Source organism: Streptomyces sp. NPDC002092 (assembly GCF_053593775.1).
Genome location: NZ_JBSFDG010000004.1, coordinates 233,265 through 258,120, shown reverse-complemented (window position 1 = coordinate 258,120; position 24,856 = coordinate 233,265). Strand labels below are relative to the sequence as shown.

The window sequence follows — 24,856 nt, the reverse complement described above, 5'->3', positions numbered from 1 at the left end:
TCTTGCGGGTGAAATTCGGGCATCCGTCGGACACCGCACGCCCCATCTCGATAACGTAAGACCACATCCTTCGCAGCTCTCACAGCATCCTCTGCCGAAACACACGTGACGCCCACACACCTTCCTGGCCGAGTCGCCGCCATACCGACGCTGCCCAGCATCCTGGACGCCTTCAACATCGCGCCCGAGGAAGAGGCCCGCAACCTCCTCCTGGAATGCCTCCGCAGCCTCCGCTGGGCCCACCGGGTGGCAGACCACCGCCCGTACCCGGACATCGACTCCCTACTCGCCGCATCGGACGAGGCGGCGTACGACCTGAGCCCGGCGGATCTGTCCGAGGCCTTGGCAGCCGAGACACTGCCGACACTTCCGGACGAAACGTACGCAATCGCCTATACGGCCCTGAGTGCGGCCCACGCGGCATACGAGGCGAAGTTCGGCCACGCCTTCGTGATCTGCCTGGACGACTTGCCCCCGAACGAGGCCCTGGACCATGCGCTGGCAGGCATCCGGTCACGTTTGGCAAACGATCCGGAGGAAGAACGGGTGGTGGCGGCAGAGGAACTCCGGCGGCTGACAAGAGGGCGGCTGGTCAGGTTCTTCGGGGGCGTGGGCCGTAAATAACAGGACAGCCCGTTCCAGAAGCCGCAAACGCTAACCCAAACGCGTGCCACATTGATCACACCGGTAGGCCCCCTGTAAGCGCCAAGCCGGCGGCTGGCTACCATGCTGGGGGCCGGTGGACCGTACCCGGCCGGGCCCGACCGACAGGCAAAGCCGGCGCGGCCCCAATCCCCGCTCCCGGAGGGACTTCCGTGCCGGCTGGAACGCTGTACCGCGGCCGGGAAGGAATGTGGTCCTGGGTGGCTCACCGAGTCACCGGCGTCCTCATCTTCTTCTTCCTGTTCGTTCACGTGCTGGACACCGCTCTCGTCCGTGTCTCACCCGAGGACTACGACAAGGTCGTAGCCACGTACAAGACCCCGATCGTCGCGTGCCTGGAGTACGGCCTCGTCGCCGCCATCCTCTTCCACGCACTGAACGGCCTGCGCGTCATCGCCGTCGACTTCTGGTCGAAGGGCCCGCGCTACCAGAAGCAGATGCTCTGGTCCGTCGTAGGCCTGTGGGTCGTGCTGATGCTCGGGGCGATCTACCCCGTCCTCGGTCACGCCGCTCGTGAACTGTTCGGGAGCTGACACCGATGGCCACCACTGAAACCACCGCGTCCGGGATCGGCCCCGTCGAGGGCGGCTCGCTCTACAACGTGGACAACCCGGCGCCCCTCATCGAGGCCCCGCGCAAGCGCACCAAGAAGACCCCGAAGTCGACCCGGGGCAACTTCGAGATGGCCGCCTGGCTCTTCATGCGCCTGTCCGGCATCGTGCTCGTCGTCCTGGTCCTCGGCCACCTGCTGATCCAGCTCGTGCTGGACGGCGGCGTGTCCAAGATCGGCTTCGCCTTCGTGGCGGGCCGCTGGGCGAGCCCGTTCTGGCAGGTCTGGGACCTGCTGATGCTGTGGCTCGCGATGCTGCACGGCGCCAACGGCCTGCGCACGGTCATCAACGACTACGCGGAGCGCGCGAACACCCGGCTGTGGCTCAAGGGCCTGCTCTACACCGCCACGGTGTTCACCATCCTGCTGGGCACGCTGGTGATCTTCACCTTCGACCCGAACATCCGCTAGGCACGGGGCTGAGGCAACCACCATGAAGATCCACAAGTACGACACCGTCATCGTCGGCGCCGGTGGCGCGGGCATGCGCGCGGCCATCGAGTCCACCAAGCGCAGCCGCACCGCCGTGCTGACCAAGCTCTACCCCACCCGCTCCCACACGGGCGCCGCGCAGGGCGGCATGGCCGCCGCGCTCGCCAACGTGGAGGAGGACAACTGGGAGTGGCACACCTTCGACACGGTCAAGGGCGGTGACTACCTGGTCGACCAGGACGCCGCCGAGATCCTGGCGAAGGAGGCCATCGACTCGGTCCTCGACCTGGAGAAGATGGGCCTGCCGTTCAACCGCACCCCGAACGGCACGATCGACCAGCGCCGCTTCGGCGGTCACAGCCGCAACCACGGCGAGGCCCCGGTCCGCCGGTCCTGCTACGCGGCCGACCGCACCGGCCACATGATCCTCCAGACGCTGTACCAGAACTGCGTGAAGGAGGGCGTGGAGTTCTTCAACGAGTTCTACGTCCTCGACCAGCTGATCACCGAGGTCGACGGCGTCAAGAAGTCGGCCGGTGTCGTGGCGTACGAGCTGGCGACCGGCGAGATCCACGTCTTCCAGGCGAAGGCCGTGATCTACGCGTCCGGCGGCTGCGGCAAGTTCTTCAAGGTGACGTCGAACGCGCACACGCTGACCGGTGACGGTCAGGCGGCGGTGTACCGGCGGGGCATCCCGCTGGAGGACATGGAGTTCTTCCAGTTCCACCCGACCGGCATCTGGCGCATGGGCATCCTGCTGACGGAGGGCGCCCGCGGTGAGGGCGGCATCCTCCGCAACAAGGACGGCGAGCGCTTCATGGAGAAGTACGCGCCGGTCATGAAGGACCTCGCGTCCCGTGACGTCGTCTCCCGCTCCATCTACACGGAGATCCGCGAGGGCCGCGGCTGCGGTCCCGAGGGCGACCACGTGTACCTGGACCTGACGCACCTGCCGCCGGAGCAGCTGGACGCCAAGCTGCCCGACATCACCGAGTTCGCGCGGACGTACCTCGGTATCGAGCCCTACACGGACCCGATCCCGATCCAGCCCACCGCGCACTACGCCATGGGCGGCATCCCGACGAACGTCGAGGGTGAGGTCCTCAGCGACAACACGACGGTCGTCCCGGGCCTGTACGCGGCCGGCGAGGTCGCCTGTGTTTCGGTGCACGGCGCCAACCGCCTCGGCACCAACTCGCTGCTGGACATCAACGTGTTCGGCAAGCGGGCCGGCATCGCGGCGGCGGAGTACTCGCAGACGGCCGACTACGTCGAGCTGCCCGAGGACCCGGCGTCCCTGGTCGTCGAGCAGATCGAGCGCCTGCGTACGTCTACCGGCACCGAGCGCGTGGCGGTCCTGCGCCGCGAGCTGCAGGAGACCATGGACGCGAACGTCATGGTGTTCCGCACCGAGCAGACGATCAAGACCGCGGTCGAGAAGATCGCCGAGCTGCGCGAGCGCTACAAGAACGTCGCGATCCAGGACAAGGGCAAGCGGTTCAACACCGACCTGCTCGAGGCCGTCGAGCTGGGCAACCTGCTCGACCTGGCCGAGGTCATGGCGGTGTCGGCGCTGGCCCGCAAGGAGTCCCGCGGCGGTCACTACCGCGAGGACTACCCGAACCGCGACGACGTCAACTTCATGCGCCACACCATGGCGTACCGCGAGGTGGGCGACGACGGCACCGAGTCCATCCGTCTCGACTACAAGCCGGTCGTCCAGACCCGCTACCAGCCGATGGAGCGTAAGTACTGATGGCAACCCCCGTTCTGGACAAGGTGGAGGCGGAGTCCGCCGCGTCCCCTTACATCACCGTCACCTTCCGCGTCCGCCGGTTCAACCCGGAGGTCTCGGCCGAGGCGACCTGGGAAGACTTCCAGCTGGAGATCGACCCCAAGGAGCGCGTCCTCGACGGCCTCCACAAGATCAAGTGGGACGTCGACGGCACGCTGACCTTCCGCCGCTCCTGCGCCCACGGCATCTGCGGCTCGGACGCGATGAGGATCAACGGCAAGAACCGTCTTGCCTGCAAGACCCTCATCAAGGACATCAACCCCGAGAAGCCGATCACGGTCGAGCCCATCAAGGGCCTCACGGTCCTCAAGGACCTCGTGGTCGACATGGAGCCGTTCTTCCAGGCGTACCGGGACGTCATGCCCTTCCTCATCACGAAGGACACGAACGAGCCCACGCGTGAGCGGCTGCAGAGCGCCGAGGACCGCGAGCGCTTCGACGACACCACGAAGTGCATCCTGTGCGCCGCGTGCACCTCGTCCTGCCCGGTCTTCTGGAACGACGGCCAGTACTTCGGTCCGGCCGCCATCGTCAACGCGCACCGCTTCATCTTCGACTCGCGTGACGAGGCCGGCGAACAGCGCCTGGAGATCCTCAACGACCGCGACGGCGTGTGGCGCTGCCGCACGACCTTCAACTGCACGGACGCCTGCCCGCGCGGTATCGAGGTCACGAAGGCGATCCAGGAAGTGAAGCGGGCGCTGATCACGCGCCGCTTCTGACGTTTCGTCACAGCCGGCAGTACCAGGGCCGTTCCTCCCGGTGGCGGGGGGAACGGCCCTGCTGGCAATATGAGTCGCTGCTCCAACAGCCCGATTCCGCAGGGCTGGTTCACGGCGTGGAAAGCGGGGGACGACAGCGTGACCGAGCAGAATCCGTACGGCGGCGGAGCGGGCCAGTGGGGCCCGGGCACCCCGCCGCCCGCGCAGCCTCCCACGACCCCGCCGCCCGGCTACGGATACCCCAACCCCGGCCCGGCGTACGGCTATCCACAGCAGCCGGCCCCACCGCCCCACGGCTTCCCCCAGCAGTCGGCCGGCCCCGCCCCCGTGGGCGGCGCCCCGCTCCTGTCCATCGGGGACATCACGGTGATGGGCGACCAGATCATCACGCCCGCCGGCAACCTCCCCCTGCGCGGCGCGGTGTGGAACGCCACCGACATGTCGCACACCGAGGAGAAGATCCCGACGCACGCCATCGTGCTCGCGATCGTCTTCTTCGTCTTCTGCCTCCTCGGCCTGCTCTTCCTCCTGATGAAGGAGAAGAAGACCACCGGCTACATCCAGGTCACCGTGACGAGCGCCGGCCGACACCACTCGACGATGATCCCGGCCTTCGGCCCGCAGTACTTCGCCCAGGTCATGGGGCAGATCAACTACGCCCGTTCGCTGAGCAGCATGTGATCCGACCTTTTTCGTACGCCCCCGGGGACGGTGTCGCTCGCCCCAATGAGTGACCCCGCACGGCCGGTCCGCACGGGTGCGCTCCACCGCTCCTATTCTGACGGTATGTCAGATGACCAGTCGTACGAACTGCTCGGATTCGACAACGTGCTGCTGCCCGTCGGGGATCTCTCCGTGGCGGTCGACTTCTACCGGCGCGCCGGGTTCACGGTGGGCTTCCGGTTCGACGAGGCCGGGATCGCCCTGCTGAAGGTCGGGGTCGAGACACCGGGGATTCTGCTGCGCCAGGAGGAGGAACTGGGGCACCGGTCGCCGCCGTGGCCCTCGCCGCGCGTGTGGATCGAGGTGGCCGACGCACGGAAAGCGGCCGATTCCCTCGCCGCGGCGGGCATCCCGCTCCTCGACGACCCCTTCTCCGTCGCCACCGGCTGGACCGCGGAGATCGCCGACCCCTGGGGCAACGTCATCGGGTTCACCGACTACAGCAAGCGCCCGGAGCTCGGCCGCCGCCCCTGAGGGCTGCCCCATCCACGATGCCCCATCCGGCTTGAACGTGTTCAAAAACAGGTCTACAGTCATCCCTGTCAGCGTTTTGAACGCGTTCAAGAAGGGGTGGGGGCATGGACCGCACGGTCATCGCCTACGTCATCTACCTGCTGGTCAGCATCGCGCTGACCATCTGGGTGGCCCGCACGCTCAGCCGCAACGGGCGGATCTTCCTCGCCGACGTGCTGAAGGGGAACGAGAAGCTCGCCGAGGCCGTCAACCACCTCCTGGTGGTCGGCTTCTACCTCGTCAACCTCGGCTTCGTCGCCCTGTATCTGAGCGGCGACGAGACCATCGAGGACACCCGGGGGATCTTCGAGGCCCTGTCGACCAAGCTCGGCGTGGTGCTGCTGGTGCTCGGGGTGATGCACCTGGGCAATGTGTACGTCCTCAACAAGATCCGGCGGCGCGGGATGCTGGAGCGGGAGCAGGTGCCGCCGGTCGCGCCGCAGGACTGGGTCGGGGCGTGAGCGACGTGAGCGCCGCGAAGGCGGACCGGGTCCCGGTCCGCCGGCTCACCGTCCTGTACGACGCCGAGTGCGCGCTCTGCGGCTTCCTGCGCGACTGGCTCGTACGGCAGCCGCAGCTCGTGCCGCTGGAGTTCGTGCCCGCGGCCTCGGAAGCGGCCCGGCGGCGCTTCCCGGGCCTCGACCACGGCGCCACCCTCGACGAGATCACCGTGGTCGGCGACGCGGGCCAGGTCTACCGGTCCGCCGCCGCCTGGATCGTCACCCTGTGGGCGCTGCGCGAGCACCGCCCTCTGGCGCACCGGCTCAGCACCCCGTCGGGGGCGAAGCTCGCCAGAGGCGCGGTCCTCGCGGCGGCGAAGTGGCGGGGCGCCCAGTGGGGCGGACAGCAGTGGGGCGGACAGGTGTACCGCCGTGCGGACGGGTGGGCGTACCACCCGGGCCAGGGCTGGACGTACAGCGCACCGGGCTGCGACGGCGGCTCCTGTGTCACCCCGTAGGCTCTCTTTCCGTGCCTGCGAAGAACGACGGCCCCGACGAGGGCGGCAACCCCAGCAAGTCCGAGCAGACCCGTGCGCTGATCCTGGAGACCGCGATGCGGCTGTTCCAGGAGCGCGGCTACGAGAAGACGACGATGCGGGCCATCGCCCAGGAGGCAGGGGTCTCCGTCGGCAATGCCTACTACTACTTCGCCGGCAAGGAACATCTGATCCAGGGCTTCTACGACCGGCTCGCCGCCGAGCACCGGGTGGCGATCCGGGAGGTCCTGGACCGGGAGACCGATCTGGAGGCGCGGCTCGCGGGCGTCCTGAAGGTGTGGCTGGACATCGCCACGCCGTACCACGAGTTCGCGGTGCAGTTCTTCAAGAACGCCGCCGACCCGGACAGTCCGCTCAGCCCGTTCTCCGAGGAGTCGGAGCACGCGCGCGTGGAGGCCATTTCGGTCCACCGGGAGGTGCTGGCGGGCGCGACGAAGACGAAGGTGCCGGAGGAACTGCGCGACGTGCTGCCCGAGTTGATGTGGCTCTCCCAGATGGGTCTCGTCCTGTACTGGATCTTCGACCGGACCGAGGGGCGGGAGCGGAGCTACCGGCTGGCCGAGCGGGGCGCGCGGCTGACGGCCCGTGGTGTGTCGCTGGCGAGGTTCCGGGTGCTGCGCCCGCTGGTGCGGGAGGTGCACGAGCTGTTCACGGACTTCCTGCCGGGGATGACGAAGGCGCTGCCGCAGCCGGGGGGCGGCGAGCGGTCATGATCCACGATTGGGTGAAGGGGACCTGAACGGGACGTTCGGGTCCTCACCTGCCTACGATGATGCTCTCGACACCAGCCCACAGGAGGCACGTGATGTCCGCAGCATCCGTCGAGCGGCCCCACGGCGACCGTCCGCTGATTGCGGAGGCCAACCGGCTCATGGACCGCCTTCCGGGGTATCGCGTCGAGATCATCGGAGGCCAGATCCTCGTGTCCCCGCCGCCGGACGGCCCGCACGCCGTGGCCCTGACCGACCTCATGCTGCCCTTTTTGAACGCCGGTCTGCACGGCGCGGACTCCCTTGTGGTCCAGGGCATCGGTCTCTGGCTGCCGACCGGTACGGAGGACTACGCGATTCCGGACCTGTCCGTGGTTGATGCCGACCTCGATGAGCACTACATCGAGAACAACTGCTATGACTCCGTCTGCTTCCGCCTCGTTCTGGAGGTCACCTCAAGCAATTGGAAGGCCGATCTGAAGACCAAGGTCGCCGCATACGCCGAGGCCCAGGTCCCCGTCTACGTCGTCGTCGACCGTAAGCACGATCGCCTCCACGTCCTGACGGACCCCACCGGGGGGAAGTACCAGTACCACCGTCCTCACACCCCCGGCGAGATCGTCGTCCTGCCCGACTCCATCGGCGCAAAAGTCAGCCTCGATGTGGACCAGATCCTCAAGGCTGCACAGAAGAAGGCTAATTGACCGCGTCCACCTCCCCCTCCGCCAGCTCCACGTCGTACACCAGCGGCCCGTCCGTCACCATGACCTGTGCCGCCCGTGAGCCGTACGACGTCGCGCTCGTCGCCAGCAGATAGGTGCCCGGCGCGGGCGCCGACAGGATGTACGAGCCGTCCGCCAGTGACCTCACCCGGTCCAGTTGCCGTCCGCCCTTCGACAGCAGCGTCACGGAGGCGCCGTCCACCGGTTCGCCGTCGGCGGTGCGGATGAAGCCGTGGACCACTGAGGCAGGACCGTCCGCGGCCGACGGCGCATCGAGTGCCTCCTCCTTCGGCTCCACCGCCAGGTGCGGAAGCCGCTTCTCCAGCCACCCCGGCAGCCACCAGTTGGAGTTGCCCAGCAGATGCATCGCGGCCGGCACCAGTGCCGTACGGAGGATGAACGCGTCCAGGGCCACCGCGGCGGCCAGGCCGACGCCCGCCATCGCCGCCCCCGAGTCGCCGCTCAGCACGAAGGCCATGAAGACGCAGACCATGATCAGGGCCGCGGAGTTGATGACCCGGCTGGTCTCCGCCAGGCCGACCCTGACCGCGCGGGCGTTGTCACGGGTGTGCACCCACTCCTCGTGCATCCGGCTCACCAGGAAGACCTGGTAGTCCATCGAGAGGCCGAACAGCAGGGACAGCATGATGACCGGCAGGAAGGCGTTGATCGGGCCCTCCTTGCCGAGGCCCAGCAGGTCCAGGCCCCAGCCCCACTGGAAGACCGCGACGAGGACGCCGAAGGAGGCGGCCGCGGCGATCAGGTTCATCAGGGCGGCCGTCAGCGGCACCACCAGGGAGCGGAAGGCGATCAGCAGGAGCAGGAAGCCGAGGCCGATGATCGTCGCGATGAACAGCGGCAGCCGGTCGCCGGTGACGGATGCGAAGTCCTTGGAGACCGCGGTCACGCCGCCGACGTGGGCCTCGGCCCCGGCCTTCGGGATCACCGTGTCCCGCAGGGCGTCGATCAGGTCGTCCGTCTCCTTGGACTGCGGCGACGTCTTCGGTACGACCTGGATGACCGTCACGCCCTGCGCGGGCGGCAGGGCGGCCACGCGGGCCACGCCGGGGGTGGTTTCGATGCCCTTGACCAGGGTGGCGGTGTCGCCGCTCCGGGTGACCACCTGGAGCGGGCCGTTGAAGCCGGGGCCGAAGCCCTCGGCGAGCAGGTCGTACGCCTTCCTGGTGGTCGTCGACGCGTCGTCGTTGCCCTGGTCGGTGGCGCCGAGGCGGAGCGACAGGACGGGGATGGCGAGGACGGCCATGACGACCAGGGCGAGGGCGGCGATCCTGCGGGGCCGCTTCTCTACGTTGGTCGACCAGCGGGCCGCGAGGCCGCTCGCCCGCTCCGGCTCGGGTCCGTCGGCGGCGAGCCTGCGGCGCTGGCGGCGGCTGAGCACCCGCGGGCCCAGGAAGCCGAGCAGGGCCGGGAGCAGGGTGGTGGCGGCCATGACGCTGAGCACGACCGTCAGCGAGGTGCCGATGACCACGCCGTCCAGGAAGCGCAGCTGTGTCACGAGCATGCCGGCGAGCGCGATGCAGACCGTGCCGCCCGCGAACAGCACCGCCCGGCCCGAGGTGTTGAGCGCCGTGACCGCCGACTCCTCGGGGTCCAGGCCGCGCAGGATGCCGCGCCGGTGCCGGGTGACGATGAACAGCGCGTAGTCGATGCCGACACCGAGGCCGATCAGGGAGGCGAGCAGCGGGGCGATGTCCGGGATGTCGGTGGTGTGGCTGAGCAGCTGGGTGGAGAACAGGCCCATGCCGACACCGAAGACCGCGATGGCGATCGGCAGCATCATCGCGAAGAACGAGCCGAAGGCCAGGAACAGCACGACGGCCGCGGCGACGATGCCGACCGTCTCCGACAGGCCCTGCGGCGGCTGCTGGACGCGCTGGATGGCCTGGCCGCCCAATTCGACGTGCAAACCGCTCTTCCTGGCGCCCTGTGCGGTGTCGAGGACGTTCTGGACGAGGTCCTTGGGCACCTCGTTCGCGCGCTTGGCGAAGGTCAGCTGGGCGTACGCGATCTTGCCGTCACCGCTGATCTGCGCGGCGCCCCGGGGGCCTGCGTACGGGCTGCTGACCGCGCCGACGCCGTTCATCTTCGCGATCTTTTCGAGGGCGGGCGTGATCCGGGACCGGACCGCCTGGTCCTGCACCGAGCCCCGGTCGACCTTCCACACCACCGTGTCGGTGTCGCCCGAGGTGTTCGGGAAGGCCTTCTGCATCAGGTCGTACGCGCTCTTGGAGTCCGTGTCCGGGAGGGAGAAGACGTTCGCGTAGTTCGTGCCCGCCGTCGAGGCCGAGAAGCCCAGGCCGAACAACGCCCCCACCCACAGCAACAGGACCACCAGCCGGTGCCGATAGCACCACCGTGCCAATGCCGCCACGATTCAACGCTCCTTGTCGGTCGTCGGTCGGTCCCCCAGGTCCTGGGCAACAGGATTGGGGGCGCCGCACTGGCGTGGACCCGAATGCCCATGACTCTCAAGGAACTCCAAAGACAGATCCGGCCCCGCTGTCAGTGGCCAGCCCGATACTGGGGTCATGACGACGGCTCCAGGCACCGTGCTGGTGGTGGAGGACGAGCCGAGCATCGCGGACGTCCTCGCCATCGCCCTGCGCTACCACCGGTTCGAGGTGATGGTCGCGGGCACCGTCCGCGAGGCCCTCGCGCTCGCCGAGCGCACCCGGCCCGACGCGGCGCTGCTCGACGTCATGCTCCCGGACGGCGACGGGCGGGCCCTGGGGCGCGAACTGCGCGCCAGGCGGCCCGACCTGGCGCTGGTCTTCCTCACCGCGCGGGACTCGCCCGCCGAGATAGTCGGCGCCCTCGGCTTCGGCGACGACTACATCACCAAGCCGTTCAACATCGACGAGGTCGTCGCCCGTATCACCGCGGTGCTGCGGCGCACCCGCACGGCCGACGTCCTGCCGCAGCGGCCCCCGCTGCGCTACGGCGACCTGGAGCTGGACGAGACGACGTACAGCGTCCACCGCGCGGGCCGCTCCGTCGAGCTCACCCCCACCGAGTACGCCCTGCTGCGTTTCCTGGTGCGCAACGGCGGCCGGATCGTGCCCAAGGAGCAACTCCTGCGCCATGTCTGGCAGTACGAGCACACACCGCCGGAGTCGACCGTCGTGGAGACCTACATCAGCTATCTGCGGCGCAAGCTGGACGCGCTCGGCCCGCCGGTGATCACCACGCGGCGCGGTGTGGGATACGGACTGGCATGAGGATCCGCTGGCCGCACTGCGAGCGCGGCATCCATTCGCTGCGCGCCAAGCTGACGCTGGCGAACGTCGCGCTGCTGGCCCTCGGCATCGTCGCGGCGACCGCGGTCAGCCTGATGGGCATGCGGTACTACCTGCTGAACCAGGTGGACGCCCAACTGAACAAGACCCGGCAGTCGCTGGGCGGTTCGCTCACCATGGACCAGATCGACGCGCTGGGGGCCCTGGCGATCGTCCGCGACCGGTTCCTGCCGCAGCACGACGAACGGGCCCGCCCTGACTCGATCCTCACCGCCGTCGACGCGCACGGCAGGCCGGTCTCGCTGGCCCGTTTCGCGCCGACGGACACCCAGCGCGCTCTCGCGAGCGCGGTGGACGATCCCCGTGCCCTCGCCGCGGCCGCCGATCCGCACGACATCAGGGTGCACGGCGCCCGCTACCGCGCCACCGCGACCCGCCTCGCCGACGGCACATACATCCTGTTCGCCACCTCCACGGACGCCCTGCACCACGGCATGCTCAAGGCCCTCAAGCTGGACCTGGCCATCGGTTCGCTGCTGCTGGTGCTGCTGGCCTGGCTCACGATGATGAGCGTCAGCCGCCGGATGCGGCCACTGGAGGACATGGTGGAGACGTCGACGGCGATAGCCGAGGGCGACCTGACCCGGCGCGTGCCCTCCAGCCACCATCCGACCGAGGAGGTCGAACAGCTGCGGCTCGCCCTCAACTCCATGCTCCACCAGGTCGAGTCGGCGCACCGCACACGCGAACACAGCGCGGCCCAGCTGCGCCGCTTCGTCGCCGACGCCTCGCACGAACTGCGCACCCCGCTGTCCGCGATACGCGGCTATCTCCAGCTGTACGACAAGGGCATGCTCAGCGATCCGGACGAGCGCAAGCGGGCCTGGGAGCGGGTGCTGGCGGAGACGGACCGCATGGGACGGCTCGTCGACGAACTGCTCACCCTGGCCCGGCTCGACCAGCAACCCGAACTGCGCTTCCGGAATGTCGACGTGAGCCGTCTGGTGCGGGACGCGGCCGAGGACCTGCGGGCGCAGCAGCCGGACCGGCCCATCAAGGTCGCGGCCGAAGGCGCCGTACACGTGCACGCCGACGAGTCGGGGCTCAGACAGGTGCTGGGCAATCTGGTGGGCAACGTACGCACGCACACGCCCGCGGACGTGGCGGTGCGGCTGGGTGTGGAGCGAGAGGACGCGGTGGTGCGGCTGTGCGTCGCGGACGAGGGGCCGGGGCTGTGCGAGCAGGACGCGGCACGGGTCTTCGACCGCTTCTTCCGGGCCGGCGGCGGCGCGGGCAGCGGGCTTGGCCTGGCGATCGTGCAGGGGGTGGTGGAGGCGCACGGCGGTGAGGTGACGGTGGAGACAGCGCCGGGCGAGGGCTTGCGGGTGACGGTCACCCTGCCGTCCCGGACGGCGGTACGGCCGTGACTACCGGGCGGTGCTCAGGTGTGGACCATGACGAGGGCCCACACCGTCTTGCCGTGGTGCCCTCTGCTCCACACCCCCCAGGCCGCCGCGACGGTCTCCACCAGATGCAGGCCCCGGCCGCTCTCGTCCCCCTCGCCCACCAGCCGTAATCGGGGCTCGAGCCGGCCCTCGTCCGAGACCTCTATGAGACAGGAGCCGTCGGCGAGAGCGGTCACCGCCACCTCGAACTCCCGCTCGTGGAGCGGTCCGTGGCGTACGACGTTGGTCGCCAGCTCGGACACCAGCAGCACCGCGTCGGCCAGCGCCGGATCGTGCGGACCGTGCCCCCAGTCGGCCAGATGGTCCCGCACCCGGCGCCGTGCCAGGCCGACGGATGCCGGATGCCGGGGCAGCCGGAACGAGTTGCGTCTCAACACGTTTGCTCCTCACCCCGCGCACACCTCCGCCACACGGTCCCGCGTCAGGTGAGCGTCCGACGTCACCGGGGCGAATGTCAACGCCGTGAGAAGCGTCAGATCCAGCCCAGGCTCCAGAGCCGGAACACACCGGTGCCGTCGTCGAGATACTGGCTGCCGCCGACGTCCTCGGTGCTGAGGACGTACTCCTTGCCCTGCCACAGCGGGATGACCGGCACGTCGTGGGCGACGTCCCGCTGCAGCGTGCTGAAGTCGGAGGCGGCGTCGCCGCGGTCGGCGTACCGCTGGCTGGCCTGGATGAGCTGATCGACGGCCTTGTTGCTGTAGCCGGTGTTCATGGTTCCCCTGGTGCCGACGAGCGGTGCGCCGAAGGTGTCCGGGTCCGGGTAGTCGGCGACCCAGCCGACGGCGTACGCGTCCAGCTTGCCGGTGGCCCAGGCCTCCTGGAAGGAGGTCCACCCGTAGCCCTTGAGGGTCACCTTGAACAGGCCGCTCGCCTCCAGCTGCGTCTTGATGGCCTGGGCCTCCGCCTCGGAGGAGCCGCGGTTCTCGGCGTAGCCGTAGGTGAAGCGGACCGGCGTCGTCACACCGGCGGCGGTGAGCAGGGCCTTCGCCTTCTTGGCGTCCTGCTTCGGATAGGCGTCGAAGAACGAGGTGGTGTGGCCGGTGATGCCCGTCGGGATCAGCGAGTACAGCGGGTCGACGGTCCCCTGGTACACCGTGGCGGCCAGCTCCTCCCGGTCGATCAGCCAGGCCAGGGCCTGCCGGACCCTGGTGTCGTGCAGGGGCGCGTTCGCGCGGGTGTTGAGGTAGAGGTTGCGGGTCTCGGCGCTGTCGGACTCGGACAGGCGCTGGTTCGGGTCGCTCGCCGAGAGCCGGGACAGGACCTTGGGCGGCAGCTGGCGGGTGGCGACGTCGATCTGCTTCGCGCTCCAGGCCTTGTCGAGGGCGTCCGAGTCGACGTAGTAGAGCAGGTCGACGGGCCGGCCCGTCTTCTGGACGGCGCCCCGGTAGTGCGTGTTCGGCGTGAGGGCCGCCTTCTTGCCCTTGGTGTACGACGTCAGCTCGTACGGTCCGGTGCCGTCGGCGCCGGGGTCGGTGCGCAGGTGGTTCTTCGGGTACGTGTGGCTGTCGACGATCGAGCCCGCCCCGGTGGCCACCTTGAACGGGAAGGTGGCGTCGGGCGAGGACAGATGGAAGGTGACCGTCAGGCCGTTCGCGTCGACCGAGCGGAGCGTGCTCAGCAGCGAGGACGGGCCGACGTCGGACTTGATCGCCTTGACGCGGTCGAAGGAGTACTTGACGTCCTCGGCGGTCATCGTGCGGCCGCTGGGGAAGGCGAGTCCCGTGCGCAGCGTGCAGCGGTAGGTGGTCGGTTGACTGCCGACGAAGTCACAGCTGCGGGCGGCGTCGGGCACCGGCGCGGTGCCGCCCGGCTCGAAGGTGAGCAGTGACTGGAAAACGTTGCTGAACAACGCCCAGGACCCCGCGTCGTAGGCGCCGGCCGGATCGAGCGAGGTGACCTCGTCCGTCGTGCCGACCTCGATGGTCCTGTCGGTGTTCCCCTGCGACGGCAGCAGCTGCCAGCCGCCGACCCCCACGCCCGCCAGTACCAGCAGTGTCGCGAGAATCCGCATGCGAACCGAGCGCATCGGTTGCCCTCCCCGGGCCCTACGGGCCCCACCCCACATGCCACTCCCCTAGTGGCGCGGCTCACCTAATCACAGGTTTTTCAGCTGAGGGAAGAGGAATCTGGCGAGTTGAGAAAGAAGTTACCGCAAGGGGTTTCCGTCAGATTTCACAGGACTCCCACGGGGTTACCGGCACATGATTTCGGCCAGCGGTTTCCATCGGGCTCTCGGCCCGGCTCAGGCCTGCGTCGAGGCCAGTTCGATCACGGTGACGTCCGAGGGTGCGCCCACGCGCGTGGGCGGCCCCCAGGCGCCCGCGCCCCGGCTGACGTAGAGCTGTGTGTCGCCGTAGCGCTCCAGACCCGCGACGGTCGGGTTCGCGGCGGCCGCGATGAAGTTGCCCGGCCAGAGCTGGCCGCCGTGGGTGTGGCCGGAGAGCTGGAGGTCCACGCCGTGTTTGACGGCGTCGTGGATCTGGACCGGCTGGTGGGCGAGGAGCACGCACGCGCGTGCCGTGTCCCGGTCGCCGAGCGCCTTGGTGAAGTCGGGGCCCTGGCCCTCGCTCTCGCCCGCGATGTCGTTGACTCCCGCGAGGTCGAACCAGGGCAGTTCGGTGCGGGCGTTCTCCAGCGGGTGCAGCCCGAGCCGCCGTACCTCCTCGACCCACTGTTTCGCGCCGGAGTAGTACTCGTGGTTGCCGGTGACGAAGTAGGAGGGCGCCTTGAGCTGCGACAGCGGTGCCGCAGCCGGGCCCAGGTTCCTCACGCTGCCGTCCACCAGGTCGCCGACGACCGCGACGATGTCCGGCTGGGTGGCGTTGATGGTGTCGACGACCTGCTGCGCGAAGCCGCGGCCGAGGATCGGGCCCAGGTGGATGTCGCTGACCACGGCGATGCGGTAACCGTGCGCCGCGCGCGGGAGTTTGGCCAGCGGCACGGTGACGCGCTTCACGGCGGGGCCGCGCAGCACGCCGTAGGTGCCGTAGCCGACCGTTCCCACGGCGGCGGCGGCCGCGGCGCCTGCGACGACACGGGAGACGAAGAGGCGGCGCGAGGGCTCCGGGAGCGGCGCGGGTTCGGGCTCGGCCTCCGGTGCCTGCCGGGGTACGGGTCCCGCCGGTACCGGCTGCGCATGCGGTACGGCCGCCGTGGGCCGCGCCCGCCGCTCCAACAGGCGGCGCAGCAGGGGCCGTACCACCTCGCCCGCCACGACGGCCAGCAGCAGATAGATCGACAGCGCGAGCCAGAGGAAACCGGGCCAGGCCAGGACCTGCTGGAGCCAGAAGGGCGCGCCCGCGCGCTCGCCGGCGACGGCTCCGACCGCCAGCAGCCAGCCGGCCGCGATTCCCGCCGCACCCGCGCGGCGCGCGAGGCCCGGGCCCCGGGTCGTGTCGCGGAACAGACGGCGCCACAGGTACCAGTTGCCGGCGACGAGGACGCCGAGCGCGAGGAGCGCGAATGCCCCGAAGACGACGACCATCGTGCCGTGACCCCCGTTGCCGGTTCTGCCGTTTGCGTGTATTTGCCCGCTCTTATGAGGTCTGGCGCAAAGCGCGCAGTCCGCGCAACCCGATGCCCCCGATGACCGTCCCCAATACGAAGGAGACGACGGCGAGCGTCAGATGCACCCAGAAGTACGCCGTCGGGTGACCGTCGTGGAACGCGAGCCCGCTGCCGTCCTTGATGAGATTTTTAACGAAAGTGACCCAGATGACCCAGGACCACACCCCGAAGGCGAGCAGGAACCAGGAGACCGGGCGGCTGAGCTTCATGCGTTCAGTATCGCCGCCGCCTGTTCCGTTCCGTGTCCGGGGTGGGGTGGGAGGCGGGACTTCACGGCCTGTGGCATGTACTTTCTCGTCCGTGTCCGCTCCCCAGAAGACCCTCAGGCGATCCCTGCTGGTCACCTCCGCCGTCCTGTCCTCGATCGCGCTGACCGCGCCCGTCGCCTTCGCGGCCCCGAGGCCCTCGCCGAGTCCGACGGCCACTCCCCCGGCGGACATGTCGTCCGTGGGCGGCGCCCGTCTCGGGCAGCCGGGCACACAGGTCGATCTGGGCAGCGGCGCGCCCGTGCTCCCCAAGGACATCACCGCGCGCTCCTGGATCGTCGCCGACGCCGAGTCGGGCGAGGTGCTCGCCGCGCACAACGCGCACTGGCGGCTGCCCCCCGCCAGCACGATGAAGATGCTCTTCGCGGACACGGTGCTGCCGAAGTTCCCGAGGACCCAGGAGCACGAGGTGGTGCCCTCCGACCTCGCGGGCATGGGCGCCGGTTCCAGCATGGTCGGGATAAAGGAGGGCGAGACGTACTCCGTGCGCGACCTGTGGCTCGGTGTCTTCCTGCGCTCGGGCAACGACGCGGTGCACGTGCTGTCGGCGATGAACGGCGGTGTCGAGACCACCGTCAAGGAGATGAACGAGCACGCCGAGGAACTGCAGGCCCTCGACACCCATGTGGTCACGCCCGACGGGTACGACGCACCGGGGCAGGTCTCGTCCGCGTACGACCTGACGCTGTTCGCCCGCTCCGGGCTGCAGAAGAAGGACTTCCGCGAGTACTGCTCTACGGTGCGCGCGAGCTTCCCCGGCGACACGACGAAGAAGGAGGGCAAGTCGGTCCGCGGATCCTTCGAGATCCAGAACACCAACCGGCTGCTGACCGGCGACTCCGACGTCTCCGTCTACCAGGGCATCGCGGGCGTCAAGAACGGCAACACGACGAACGCGGGCGCGACCTTCACCGGTGTCGCCGAGCGCAACGGCAGGGTGCTCCTCGTCACCGCCATGAACCCGGAGAAGAAGGAGCACAACGAGGTCTACAAGGAGACCGCCAAGCTCTTCGACTGGGGTTTCCAGGCAGCCGGGAAGGTGCGGCCTGTGGGTGAGCTGGTGGCGCCGAGGAGCGCCGCGCAGTCGGGCGGGCAGTCCGGTGGGAACGGGTCGGCGGGCGGGGCCGCCGGCAAGGCGTCCGCTTCTCCGGTGGCGAGCGCCTCGGCCGCGGGCCGCTCCGGCGGCATGGGGGTCGCCTTCGCCATAAGCGGTGGGGTGCTGGTGCTGCTCGCGGCGGCCGCGTTCCTGGTCAACCGCCGCTGGCCGCTGCCCGATCTGGTACGTCGCCGCTCGTCCCGTCCGTGAGGTCCGCCCCGACGCCCTGCTCGTCCCGTTCCTCCTGCTCGTCCTGCCCCTCCCCCTGATCCTGGTCGTGCTGCTCGCTCGGCGTCGCCGTCCACGCGGCGCAGAACAGGACCAGCTTCGCCGTGAAGTTGATCCACAGCAGCAGCGCCACGGGTACGCCGAACGCGCCGTACATGCTCTTCGCGGCCACGCCCTGCATATAGCCGCTCAGCAGCGTCTTCAGCAGTTCGAAGCCGACGGCGCCGGTCAACGCCGCGACGATCAGACGGCGGCGCCGCGGTTCGACGCCGGGCAGCAGCGTGAGGACGTACAGGAGCAGCAGGAAGTCGGCGAACACGGCGACGGCGAACGCGGCGATGTAAAGGAGCGCACCGCCCCAGCCGCCGTTGTCGATGCCGAGCTGCCGGGTGATCCAGCCGACCATCGCGGAGGCGACGGTGGAGGCGGCGATCGTGGCGAGGACGGCGCCGCCGAGACCGACGAGGATGCCCAGGTCCTTGGCCTTGCGCAGGAAGGGGTTCTCCTCCTCGTCGGGCAGCTCCCACACCGCGCGCAGGCACTCGCGCATCGAACCGGCCCAGCCGATGCCGGTGAAGAGCAGGGCGGCGCCCGCGATGAGGCCGATGGTGCCGGCGTTCTGGACCAGGTTCTGGATGTCGAGCTGGTCGGAGATGCCGGGCACCTGCTCGGCGAGCTTGTGCTGCAGGTCGCTCTGCTGTTTCGTGCTGAGTGTGGCCGCGGCGATCGCGGCGGCCACGGTGAGCAGCGGGAACAGTGCGACGAAGCTGGTGAAGGTCATCGCGGCGGCCAGCCGGGTCCACTTCACCCTGTCCAGTCGTTCGAACGACCGCCAGGCGTGCGTGAGCATGAGGCGCGCCAGCAGCGGCCCGACGACGGGGAGCTTCTTCAGCCAGTCCATGATCAGACTCTCCCCCTGGTGTGGAAGACCAATGTGCGAGTACCCCGAAAACCCGGCGCAGTGCTGCGCAGCGGCCGGCGCGGGCACTCCGAGGGCGCCTCGATTCACCATGGGGCGCCATCCCATTAATCCCCCATTCCGGGCATAAGCGTCCTGTTTAACTGCTGCCCGGTTATACAGGGCCGATACGGTCACCGATATGTCTCCCGACACCGCTCCGGTCACCGTCACCGGCTGGGGCCGCACCGCTCCCACCGCGGCCCGTCCGATCCGCCCACGGTCGTACGAGGAGACCGCGGCCGCCGTCCGGGGCTGCGGGGTCCGCGGCGGCATCCCCAGGGGCCTTGGACGGGCGTACGGGGACGCGGCGCAGAACGCGGGCGGTGCGGTGCTCGACATGACGGGCCTGGACCGCATCCACGCGATCGACGCCGACGGCGGCACCGTGCTGTGCGACGCGGGCGTCTCCCTGCACCGGCTGACGGAGGTGCTGCTGCCGCTGGGCTGGTTCGTGCCGGTGCTGCCCGGCACGAACCATGTGACGGTCGGCGGCGCGATCGGCGCGGACGTCCACGGCAGGAACCACCACGTCTCCGGCTCCTTCTCCCGGCACGTTCTGGCGCTGGAACTCCTCACCGCCGACGGCGGGATCCGCACGGTGAGCCGGGGCACGCCCCTGTTCGACGCCACCACCGGCGGCATGGGCCTGACCGGTGTGATCCTCACGGCCACCTTCCGGCTGCTGCCGGTCGAGACCTCCCTGATGTCGGTGGACACGGAGCGGGCCGCGGATCTCGACGACCTGATGGCGCGTCTGACGGCCACCGACCACCGCCACCGCTACTCGGTCGCCTGGATCGACCTGCTGGCCCGCGGCGCGGCGACCGGACGCGCGGTCCTCACCCGCGCCGACCACGCCCCGCTCGACGCGCTGCCCGCACGCGCGCGTGGAGCGCCACTGGCGTTCCGCACCCCGCAGTTCCCGCCGGCCCCCGCCTTGCTCCCGGAGGGCCTGCTCGGCCGCACCACCGTGGGCCTCCTCAACGAGCTCCGGTACCGGACGGCGCCACGCGCGCGTACCGGCCGACTGCAGCGGATCTCCGCCTTCTTCCACCCGCTGGACGGCGTGCCCCACTGGAACCGCATCTACGGCCGCGGCGGCCTCGTGCACTACCAGTTCGTCGTCGGACGCGGCCAGGAGGACGCCCTGCGCCGGATCGTGCGCCGCATCTCCGAGCAGCGCTGCCCGGCCTTCCCGGCCGTCCTCAAGCGCTTCGGGGAGGCCGCCCCGGGGTGGCTCTCGTTCCCCGTGCCCGGCTGGACGCTCGCCGTGGACCTCCCGGCGTGCCTGCCCGGTCTCGGCGCCCTCCTCGACGAACTCGACGAGGAGGTCGCCACGGCCGGCGGCCGCGTCTGCCTCGCCAAGGACTCCCGGCTGCGCCCCGAACTCCTCGCCGCGATGTACCCGCGCCTCGACGACTTCCGGTCCCTGCGCACGGAACTCGACCCGCGCGGCACGTTCACGTCCGACCTGTCCCGCCGCCTTGCACTGTGACGTCGCGCTGCTCGGCCGGGGGCCGGGCGGTCGCCCGGAGGTGCAGCACGTACGACCTCTCCCGCCGCCTCATGCTGCGACGTTGCGCTGGTCGGCCGGGGGCCCGGAGGTGCAGCACGTACGCCCCCTCCCGCCGCCTCATGCTGCGACGATGCGCCGCCCCGGGGCCCGGGAACGGCACCCGAGCGACGCACCACGACCGACCTCTCCCGCCGCCTCGCCCTGCAACGATGCTGCGTCGACACGGGGCGGGGGTCGCCCCCCGGAATACAGCACGTCCCACCCTTCACGCCGTCACGCCCTCTCCCGATCCACCACCTCGACCGAGGAGCCGGGAACGGCACCCGAGCGACACACCACCACCAATCTCCGCCGCCACGCCCTCTCCCGATGCGGCGCGTCAACCGGGGGCCCGAGGGCGGCACCCCGAAGATGCAGTACGTCCGATTCCATCCCGCCGTCTCGCCCTCTGGGCACCAAGGAGCTGCTGTCGTGAAGGACGCCTTCGGCCTCCCCCAGTCCCTGCTCGTCCTCGGTGGTACGTCCGAGATCGCGCTCGCAACGGCCCGCCGTCTCATCGCGCGCCGCACCCGCACGGTGTGGCTCGCGGGACGTCCCTCGCCCGCCCTGGAGCAGGCCGCGGAGCAACTGCGCGGCCACGGTGCCGATGTGCACACCGTCGCCTTCGACGCGCTCGACCCCGACGCCCATGAGACCGCCCTCGGGAAGGTCTTCGCGGAGAGCGACGTCGACATGGTGCTGCTGGCCTTCGGGATCCTCGGCGACCAGGCCCGCGACGAGCGCGAACCGGCCTGGGCGGTGCGCGTCGCACAGACCAACTATACGGGCGCGGTGTCGGCGGCCCTGGTGAGCGCACGGGCCCTGCAGACGCAGGGCCACGGCTCCCTGGTGGTGCTCTCCTCCGTCGCCGGCGAGCGGGCCCGCCGCAGCGACTTCATCTACGGCTCGAGCAAGGCCGGCCTGGACGTCTTCACCCAGGGCCTGGGCGACGCGCTGTACGGCACGGGCGTGCACGTCATGGTCGTACGCCCCGGATTCGTACGGTCGAAGATGACCGCCGGCCTCGTCAAGACACCACTCGCGACGACCCCGGAGGCGGTCGCGACGGCCGTCGAACTGGGGCTGCGGCGGCGCTCGGAGACGGTGTGGGTGCCCGGCACGCTGCGCGTGGTGATGTCGGCGCTGCGGCACATGCCGCGCGGGCTGTTTCGCCGACTGCCCCTGTAGCTGCCGGGGGTTACCGGGTCGGCAGGGAGCCGCGCTCCACGTGCCCGGCCTGCGGCGGGACCACCAGGCCGCCGAAGGGGTACTCCCGCAGCTTGCGCCACACGCCGTCCGCGCCCTGCTCGTAGAGGGCGAAGCCGGTGCACGGCCAGTCGGCCTCGTAGTCGGCGAGCTCCTCGAAGGCGCGGTCCATCGCCTCGTCGTCGATGCCGTGCGCGACCGTGACATGCGGGTGGTACGGGAACTGCAGTTCGCGCGGTACGGGGCCGGCCGGGTCGCGGAGCTGCTTCTGCAGCTGGGTGCAGGCCTCGGCGCCCTCGGCGATCCGCACGTAGACGACGGGTGACAGGGGCCGGAAGGTGCCGGTGCCGGACAGCCGCATCGGGAACGGTCGGCCGCTCGCGGCGACCTCGGCCAGATGCGCCTCCACCACCGGCAGGTCACTGCCGTCGACCTCGGTCGGCGGCAGCAGGGTGACGTGCGTGGGGATGCCGTGAGCAGCGGCGTCGCCGAAGCCCGCGCGCAGCTGTTGGAGCAGGCTGCCGTGAGGCTCCGGGACCGCGATCGACACGCCGATCGTTACGGTCCCCACGTCGTCTCCTGTCGTCGTGACGGATTTGTTCTCAGCCGTCGGCTATCGACTGTACGGCCACGGCCGGGTCGCGGGCAGGCGCAACCGTAGTGATGTGCAGCGCTCTGCCGAGTGGTACACGCGTGCGCCGGGGTGCCTCAGTGCTTGGCGGGCAGGAAGCCCACCTTGTCGTACGCCTGGGAGAGGGTCTCCGCAGCGACCGCACGGGCCTTCTCCGCACCTTTGGCCAGGATCGAGTCCAGCGTCTCCGAGTCGTCCAGATACTGCTGGGTGCGCTCCCGGAAGGGCGTCACGAACTCGACCATGACCTCGGCGAGGTCCGTCTTGAGCGCGCCGTACATCTTGCCCTCGTACTCCTGCTCCAGCTCGGCCACCGACTTGCCGGTGAGGGTGGAGTAGATGGTGAGCAGATTGCTGACGCCGGGCTTGTTCTCGGCGTCGTAGCGGATGACGGTGTCGGTGTCGGTGACGGCGCTCTTGACCTTCTTGGCGGTGGCCTTGGGGTCGTCGAGGAGGTTGATGAGGCCCTTCGGTGTGGACGCCGACTTGCTCATCTTGATCGACGGGTCCTGCAGGTCGTAGATCTTCGCCGTCTCCTTGAGGATGTACGGCTTCGGGATGGTGAAGGTCTCGCCGAAGCGGCCGTTGAAGCGCGTGGCGAGGTCGCGGGTGAGCTCGACGTGCTGGCGCTGGTCCTCGCCGACCGGGACCTCGTTGGCCTGGTAGAGCAGGATGTCGGCGACCTGGAGGATCGGGTACGTGAACAGGCCGACGGAGGCGCGGTCGGCGCCCTGCCTGGCGGACTTGTCCTTGAACTGCGTCATGCGGGAGGCCTCGCCGAAGCCGGTGAAGCAGTTCATGACCCAGGCCAGTTGTGCGTGCTCGGGCACATGGCTCTGGACGAAGAGCGTGCAGCGCTCGGGGTCGAGACCGGCCGCGAGCAGCTGGGCGGCGGCGAGCCGGGTGTTGGCGCGCAGCTCCGCCGGGTCCTGCGGAACCGTGATCGCGTGCAGGTCGACGACCATGTAGAACGCGTCGTGGGACTCCTGCAGGGCCACCCACTGGCGGACGGCGCCGAGGTAGTTGCCGAGGTGGAACGAGCCTGCGGTGGGCTGGATTCCAGAAAGCACACGGGGTCGGTCAGAGGCCATGTTCACCATTCTCTCAGGTCTGTCGAGCCGATCCGGAACTGGTCGGAAACAGGTGGGAACCGATCCGTCCGCTGCGGTGTAACAAGGGTGTGAGGACGCGGGAGGGGGGCCGCATCGTCGATGAGGCCGCGGTGATCGCACGCGTACGCGCCGGGGAGCCGGAGGCGTATGCGCACCTGGTGCGGGCCCATACGGGTATCGCGCTCAGGGCGGCCGCGGCGCTCGGGGCGGGTGCGGACGCGGAGGACGTGGTGCAGCAGGCCTTCGTCAAGGCGTACTGCGCGCTGGGCAGGTTCCGGGACGGCGCCGCCTTCAAGCCGTGGCTGCTGTCGATCGTCGCCAATGAGACGAGGAACACAGTGCGCACGGCGGCGCGGCAGCGCACGCTCGCCGGCCGGGAGGCGGCCTTCGTGGAGGCGGAGCCGCTGATACCGGAATCGGCGGACCCGGCGGTGGCGACCCTGGAGGCGGAGCGCCGTGAGGCGCTGCTGTCCGCGCTGGAGAAGCTGAGCGAGGAGCACCGGCTGGTCGTCACCTACCGCTATCTCCTGGAGATGGACGAGTCCGAGACGGCCCAGGCGCTGGGCTGGCCTCGCGGGACGGTCAAGTCCCGGCTGAACCGCGCTCTGCGCAAGCTGGGCCGACTGCTGCCGGATTTCAGGCCTCGGGAAGGGGGTGATGAGCGTGAGTGAAGGACGGGGTGCGTACGACGGTGAGGGCGGCCGTGGTCCGAGTCCGGGGCCGGGCGGGCGGGACCGTGGGAGGGCGCGCGAGGACGGCCCTTCCCGGCTGCCGGAGGAGCTGCGGGCGCTCGGCCGGTCGCTGGACGCGCCGGGGAGCGACGGCGCCGCCGGTTCGCCGGGCGCCGAGACGATGGTCGAGCGGGTGCTGGGGCAGATACTGGCCGAGCATGTGCCGGTCCCGGTGGCCGAGCCCCGGGGCGCCCGTGAGCGGCTGGGCGCGGTCCGGCACTGGACCCGGCAGCGGTGGCGCTCGCTGACCACGGTCCTGTGCTCTCTGCTGACGGTTCTCGTGCTCACGCCGCCGGTGCGGGCCGCGGTCCTCGACTGGTTCGACTTCGGCGGGGTGCAGGTGCGGTACGACCCGTCGGCGTCGCCCTCGCCAGGTGCTTCGGTGCCCGGCTGCGGCACCTCGGTGTCGCTCGGACAGGCCGGGAACCGGGCCGGTTTCGAGCCGCTGGTGCCGGACGCGCTCGGCGCGCCGGACACCGTGGCGGTGACGAGTGAGCCGCACGGACGGTTCCTGGTGAGCCTGTGCCGGCGGGAGGGTGGGCGCACGGTTCGACTGGACGAGTTCCCGGAGCGGCTGGACGTCGGCTTCACCAAGGTGCTGCGCGAGGGACCGGAGTGGATCGGGCTGGGCAAAGAGCCCTCGGCGGACGGTGTGCAGAACTACGCACTGTGGTTCCCACGCCCCCATCTGCTGAGTTTCTGGCTGGTCGATCCCGACGGGAACCGCTTCACGCGAAGGGAGCGGGCCACCGGGCCGACGCTGCTGTGGACCCACCGGACGGGTGCAGGTGCCGTGACACTCCGGTTGGAGGGCGTGGCGTCCGAGCGCCGGGCCGTGGAGATCGCGAAGTCGCTGGAGGAAGCCTCGAAATAGGACAGCCGGGGTGGGA

Annotated in this window: 26 protein-coding genes; 18 read left to right on the top strand and 8 right to left on the bottom strand. The window is 69.9% G+C overall.

What is annotated here, in order from left to right; genetic code table 11:
- Positions 1-105 precede the first annotated feature (105 nt).
- The 11 genes from ACWCRD_RS11245 (at position 106) to ACWCRD_RS11195 (ending at position 7,869) form a co-directional block, all read left to right on the top strand.
- Positions 106-624: a 2-oxo-4-hydroxy-4-carboxy-5-ureidoimidazoline decarboxylase gene (locus ACWCRD_RS11245; protein WP_450965596.1), complete on the top strand. Its 519-nt coding sequence runs from the start codon at positions 106-108 to the stop codon at positions 622-624.
- Positions 625-815: 191 nt separating this feature from the next.
- Positions 816-1,196 (top strand): succinate dehydrogenase, cytochrome b556 subunit, encoded by a 381-nt coding sequence (gene sdhC / locus ACWCRD_RS11240; RefSeq protein ID WP_115906317.1) that lies wholly within the window; start codon positions 816-818, stop codon positions 1,194-1,196.
- Positions 1,197-1,201: 5 nt separating this feature from the next.
- Positions 1,202-1,684, top strand: coding sequence for a succinate dehydrogenase hydrophobic membrane anchor subunit (locus tag ACWCRD_RS11235; RefSeq protein WP_398956904.1), 483 nt, complete (start codon positions 1,202-1,204; stop codon positions 1,682-1,684).
- 22 nt (positions 1,685-1,706) lie between these two features.
- A complete protein-coding gene (gene sdhA / locus ACWCRD_RS11230) occupies positions 1,707-3,461 on the top strand; it encodes a succinate dehydrogenase flavoprotein subunit (protein WP_450965595.1) in 1,755 nt (584 codons plus the stop codon).
- Complete coding sequence (locus tag ACWCRD_RS11225; protein ID WP_145879711.1) at positions 3,461-4,222, top strand: succinate dehydrogenase iron-sulfur subunit; 762 nt, start codon at positions 3,461-3,463, stop codon at positions 4,220-4,222. Before sdhA ends, ACWCRD_RS11225 begins: the two co-directional genes overlap by 1 nt.
- A 138-nt stretch (positions 4,223-4,360) precedes the next feature.
- Complete coding sequence (locus ACWCRD_RS11220; protein ID WP_450965594.1) at positions 4,361-4,903, top strand: hypothetical protein; 543 nt, start codon at positions 4,361-4,363, stop codon at positions 4,901-4,903.
- Positions 4,904-5,008: 105 nt separating this feature from the next.
- Positions 5,009-5,419, top strand: coding sequence for a VOC family protein (locus tag ACWCRD_RS11215; protein WP_450965593.1), 411 nt, complete (start codon positions 5,009-5,011; stop codon positions 5,417-5,419).
- Positions 5,420-5,523: 104 nt separating this feature from the next.
- Positions 5,524-5,919: a hypothetical protein gene (locus tag ACWCRD_RS11210; RefSeq protein WP_099930911.1), complete on the top strand. Its 396-nt coding sequence runs from the start codon at positions 5,524-5,526 to the stop codon at positions 5,917-5,919.
- A complete protein-coding gene (locus tag ACWCRD_RS11205; protein WP_450965592.1) occupies positions 5,916-6,416 on the top strand; it encodes a thiol-disulfide oxidoreductase DCC family protein in 501 nt (166 codons plus the stop codon). The genes ACWCRD_RS11210 and ACWCRD_RS11205 overlap by 4 nt, the downstream gene beginning before the upstream one ends.
- A gap of 11 nt (positions 6,417-6,427) precedes the next feature.
- Positions 6,428-7,168 (top strand): TetR family transcriptional regulator, encoded by a 741-nt coding sequence (locus ACWCRD_RS11200; RefSeq protein WP_450965591.1) that lies wholly within the window; start codon positions 6,428-6,430, stop codon positions 7,166-7,168.
- Positions 7,169-7,260: 92 nt separating this feature from the next.
- Entirely contained in the window at positions 7,261-7,869 is a 609-nt protein-coding gene (locus ACWCRD_RS11195) for a Uma2 family endonuclease (RefSeq protein WP_450965590.1), read from the top strand.
- Here the strand turns inward: ACWCRD_RS11195 and ACWCRD_RS11190 are convergent.
- Positions 7,862-10,270 carry an MMPL family transporter gene (locus ACWCRD_RS11190; RefSeq protein ID WP_450965829.1) on the bottom strand — a complete coding sequence of 803 codons (2,409 nt, stop codon included), beginning with the start codon at positions 10,268-10,270 and terminating at the stop codon, positions 7,862-7,864. The genes ACWCRD_RS11195 and ACWCRD_RS11190 overlap by 8 nt on opposite strands.
- Positions 10,271-10,436: 166 nt before the next feature.
- Here ACWCRD_RS11190 and ACWCRD_RS11185 point away from each other — a divergent pair, with 166 nt between their 5' ends.
- Positions 10,437-11,126 carry a response regulator transcription factor gene (locus tag ACWCRD_RS11185; protein ID WP_115906323.1) on the top strand — a complete coding sequence of 230 codons (690 nt, stop codon included), beginning with the start codon at positions 10,437-10,439 and terminating at the stop codon, positions 11,124-11,126.
- The gene (locus ACWCRD_RS11180; RefSeq protein ID WP_450965589.1) at positions 11,123-12,571 is read left to right on the top strand and encodes a sensor histidine kinase; all 1,449 of its coding nucleotides are present in this window, start codon (positions 11,123-11,125) and stop codon (positions 12,569-12,571) included. Before ACWCRD_RS11185 ends, ACWCRD_RS11180 begins: the two co-directional genes overlap by 4 nt.
- Positions 12,572-12,585: 14 nt before the next feature.
- Here the strand turns inward: ACWCRD_RS11180 and ACWCRD_RS11175 are convergent, their stop codons facing one another.
- The 4 genes from ACWCRD_RS11175 to ACWCRD_RS11160 all read right to left on the bottom strand — a co-directional run bounded on the left by ACWCRD_RS11175 (position 12,586) and on the right by ACWCRD_RS11160 (position 16,389).
- On the bottom strand, positions 12,586-12,987 hold the full coding sequence (locus ACWCRD_RS11175) for an ATP-binding protein (RefSeq protein ID WP_450965588.1): 402 nt from the start codon (positions 12,985-12,987) through the stop codon (positions 12,586-12,588).
- A gap of 95 nt (positions 12,988-13,082) precedes the next feature.
- Complete coding sequence (locus tag ACWCRD_RS11170) at positions 13,083-14,639, bottom strand: ABC transporter substrate-binding protein (RefSeq protein WP_450965587.1); 1,557 nt, start codon at positions 14,637-14,639, stop codon at positions 13,083-13,085.
- A gap of 216 nt (positions 14,640-14,855) precedes the next feature.
- On the bottom strand, positions 14,856-16,097 hold the full coding sequence (locus ACWCRD_RS11165) for a metallophosphoesterase (protein WP_450965586.1): 1,242 nt from the start codon (positions 16,095-16,097) through the stop codon (positions 14,856-14,858).
- 52 nt (positions 16,098-16,149) lie between these two features.
- Positions 16,150-16,389 (bottom strand): SCO4848 family membrane protein, encoded by a 240-nt coding sequence (locus tag ACWCRD_RS11160; RefSeq protein WP_266959238.1) that lies wholly within the window; start codon positions 16,387-16,389, stop codon positions 16,150-16,152.
- 91 nt (positions 16,390-16,480) lie between these two features.
- Here ACWCRD_RS11160 and ACWCRD_RS11155 point away from each other — a divergent pair, with 91 nt between their 5' ends.
- Positions 16,481-17,752 carry a D-alanyl-D-alanine carboxypeptidase family protein gene (locus tag ACWCRD_RS11155; protein ID WP_450965585.1) on the top strand — a complete coding sequence of 424 codons (1,272 nt, stop codon included), beginning with the start codon at positions 16,481-16,483 and terminating at the stop codon, positions 17,750-17,752.
- On the opposite strand, the gene ACWCRD_RS11150 is transcribed toward ACWCRD_RS11155, so the two are convergent.
- A complete protein-coding gene (locus ACWCRD_RS11150) occupies positions 17,697-18,671 on the bottom strand; it encodes a YihY/virulence factor BrkB family protein (RefSeq protein WP_450965584.1) in 975 nt (324 codons plus the stop codon). The two genes, ACWCRD_RS11155 and ACWCRD_RS11150, sit on opposite strands and share 56 nt — an antisense overlap.
- A 199-nt stretch (positions 18,672-18,870) precedes the next feature.
- Between ACWCRD_RS11150 and ACWCRD_RS11145 the strand changes: the two genes are divergently transcribed.
- Both ACWCRD_RS11145 and ACWCRD_RS11140 read left to right on the top strand, forming a co-directional pair.
- On the top strand, positions 18,871-20,226 hold the full coding sequence (locus tag ACWCRD_RS11145) for an FAD-binding protein (protein ID WP_450965583.1): 1,356 nt from the start codon (positions 18,871-18,873) through the stop codon (positions 20,224-20,226).
- 492 nt (positions 20,227-20,718) lie between these two features.
- Positions 20,719-21,474, top strand: coding sequence for a decaprenylphospho-beta-D-erythro-pentofuranosid-2-ulose 2-reductase (locus ACWCRD_RS11140; protein ID WP_450965582.1), 756 nt, complete (start codon positions 20,719-20,721; stop codon positions 21,472-21,474).
- A gap of 10 nt (positions 21,475-21,484) precedes the next feature.
- Here ACWCRD_RS11140 and ACWCRD_RS11135 read toward each other — a convergent pair whose 3' ends face one another.
- Together ACWCRD_RS11135 and trpS are read right to left on the bottom strand one after the other, a co-directional pair.
- Positions 21,485-22,063: a 2'-5' RNA ligase family protein gene (locus tag ACWCRD_RS11135; RefSeq protein WP_450965581.1), complete on the bottom strand. Its 579-nt coding sequence runs from the start codon at positions 22,061-22,063 to the stop codon at positions 21,485-21,487.
- 137 nt (positions 22,064-22,200) lie between these two features.
- Positions 22,201-23,214, bottom strand: coding sequence for a tryptophan--tRNA ligase (gene trpS / locus ACWCRD_RS11130; RefSeq protein WP_450965580.1), 1,014 nt, complete (start codon positions 23,212-23,214; stop codon positions 22,201-22,203).
- A gap of 89 nt (positions 23,215-23,303) precedes the next feature.
- On the opposite strand from trpS, the gene ACWCRD_RS11125 reads away from it, so the two are divergent.
- Both ACWCRD_RS11125 and ACWCRD_RS11120 read left to right on the top strand, forming a co-directional pair.
- Complete coding sequence (locus tag ACWCRD_RS11125) at positions 23,304-23,906, top strand: RNA polymerase sigma factor (protein ID WP_450965579.1); 603 nt, start codon at positions 23,304-23,306, stop codon at positions 23,904-23,906.
- Positions 23,893-24,840, top strand: a complete 948-nt coding sequence (locus ACWCRD_RS11120; RefSeq protein ID WP_450965578.1) for a hypothetical protein — start codon at positions 23,893-23,895, stop codon at positions 24,838-24,840. Before ACWCRD_RS11125 ends, ACWCRD_RS11120 begins: the two co-directional genes overlap by 14 nt.
- Positions 24,841-24,856: the final 16 nt, after the last annotated feature.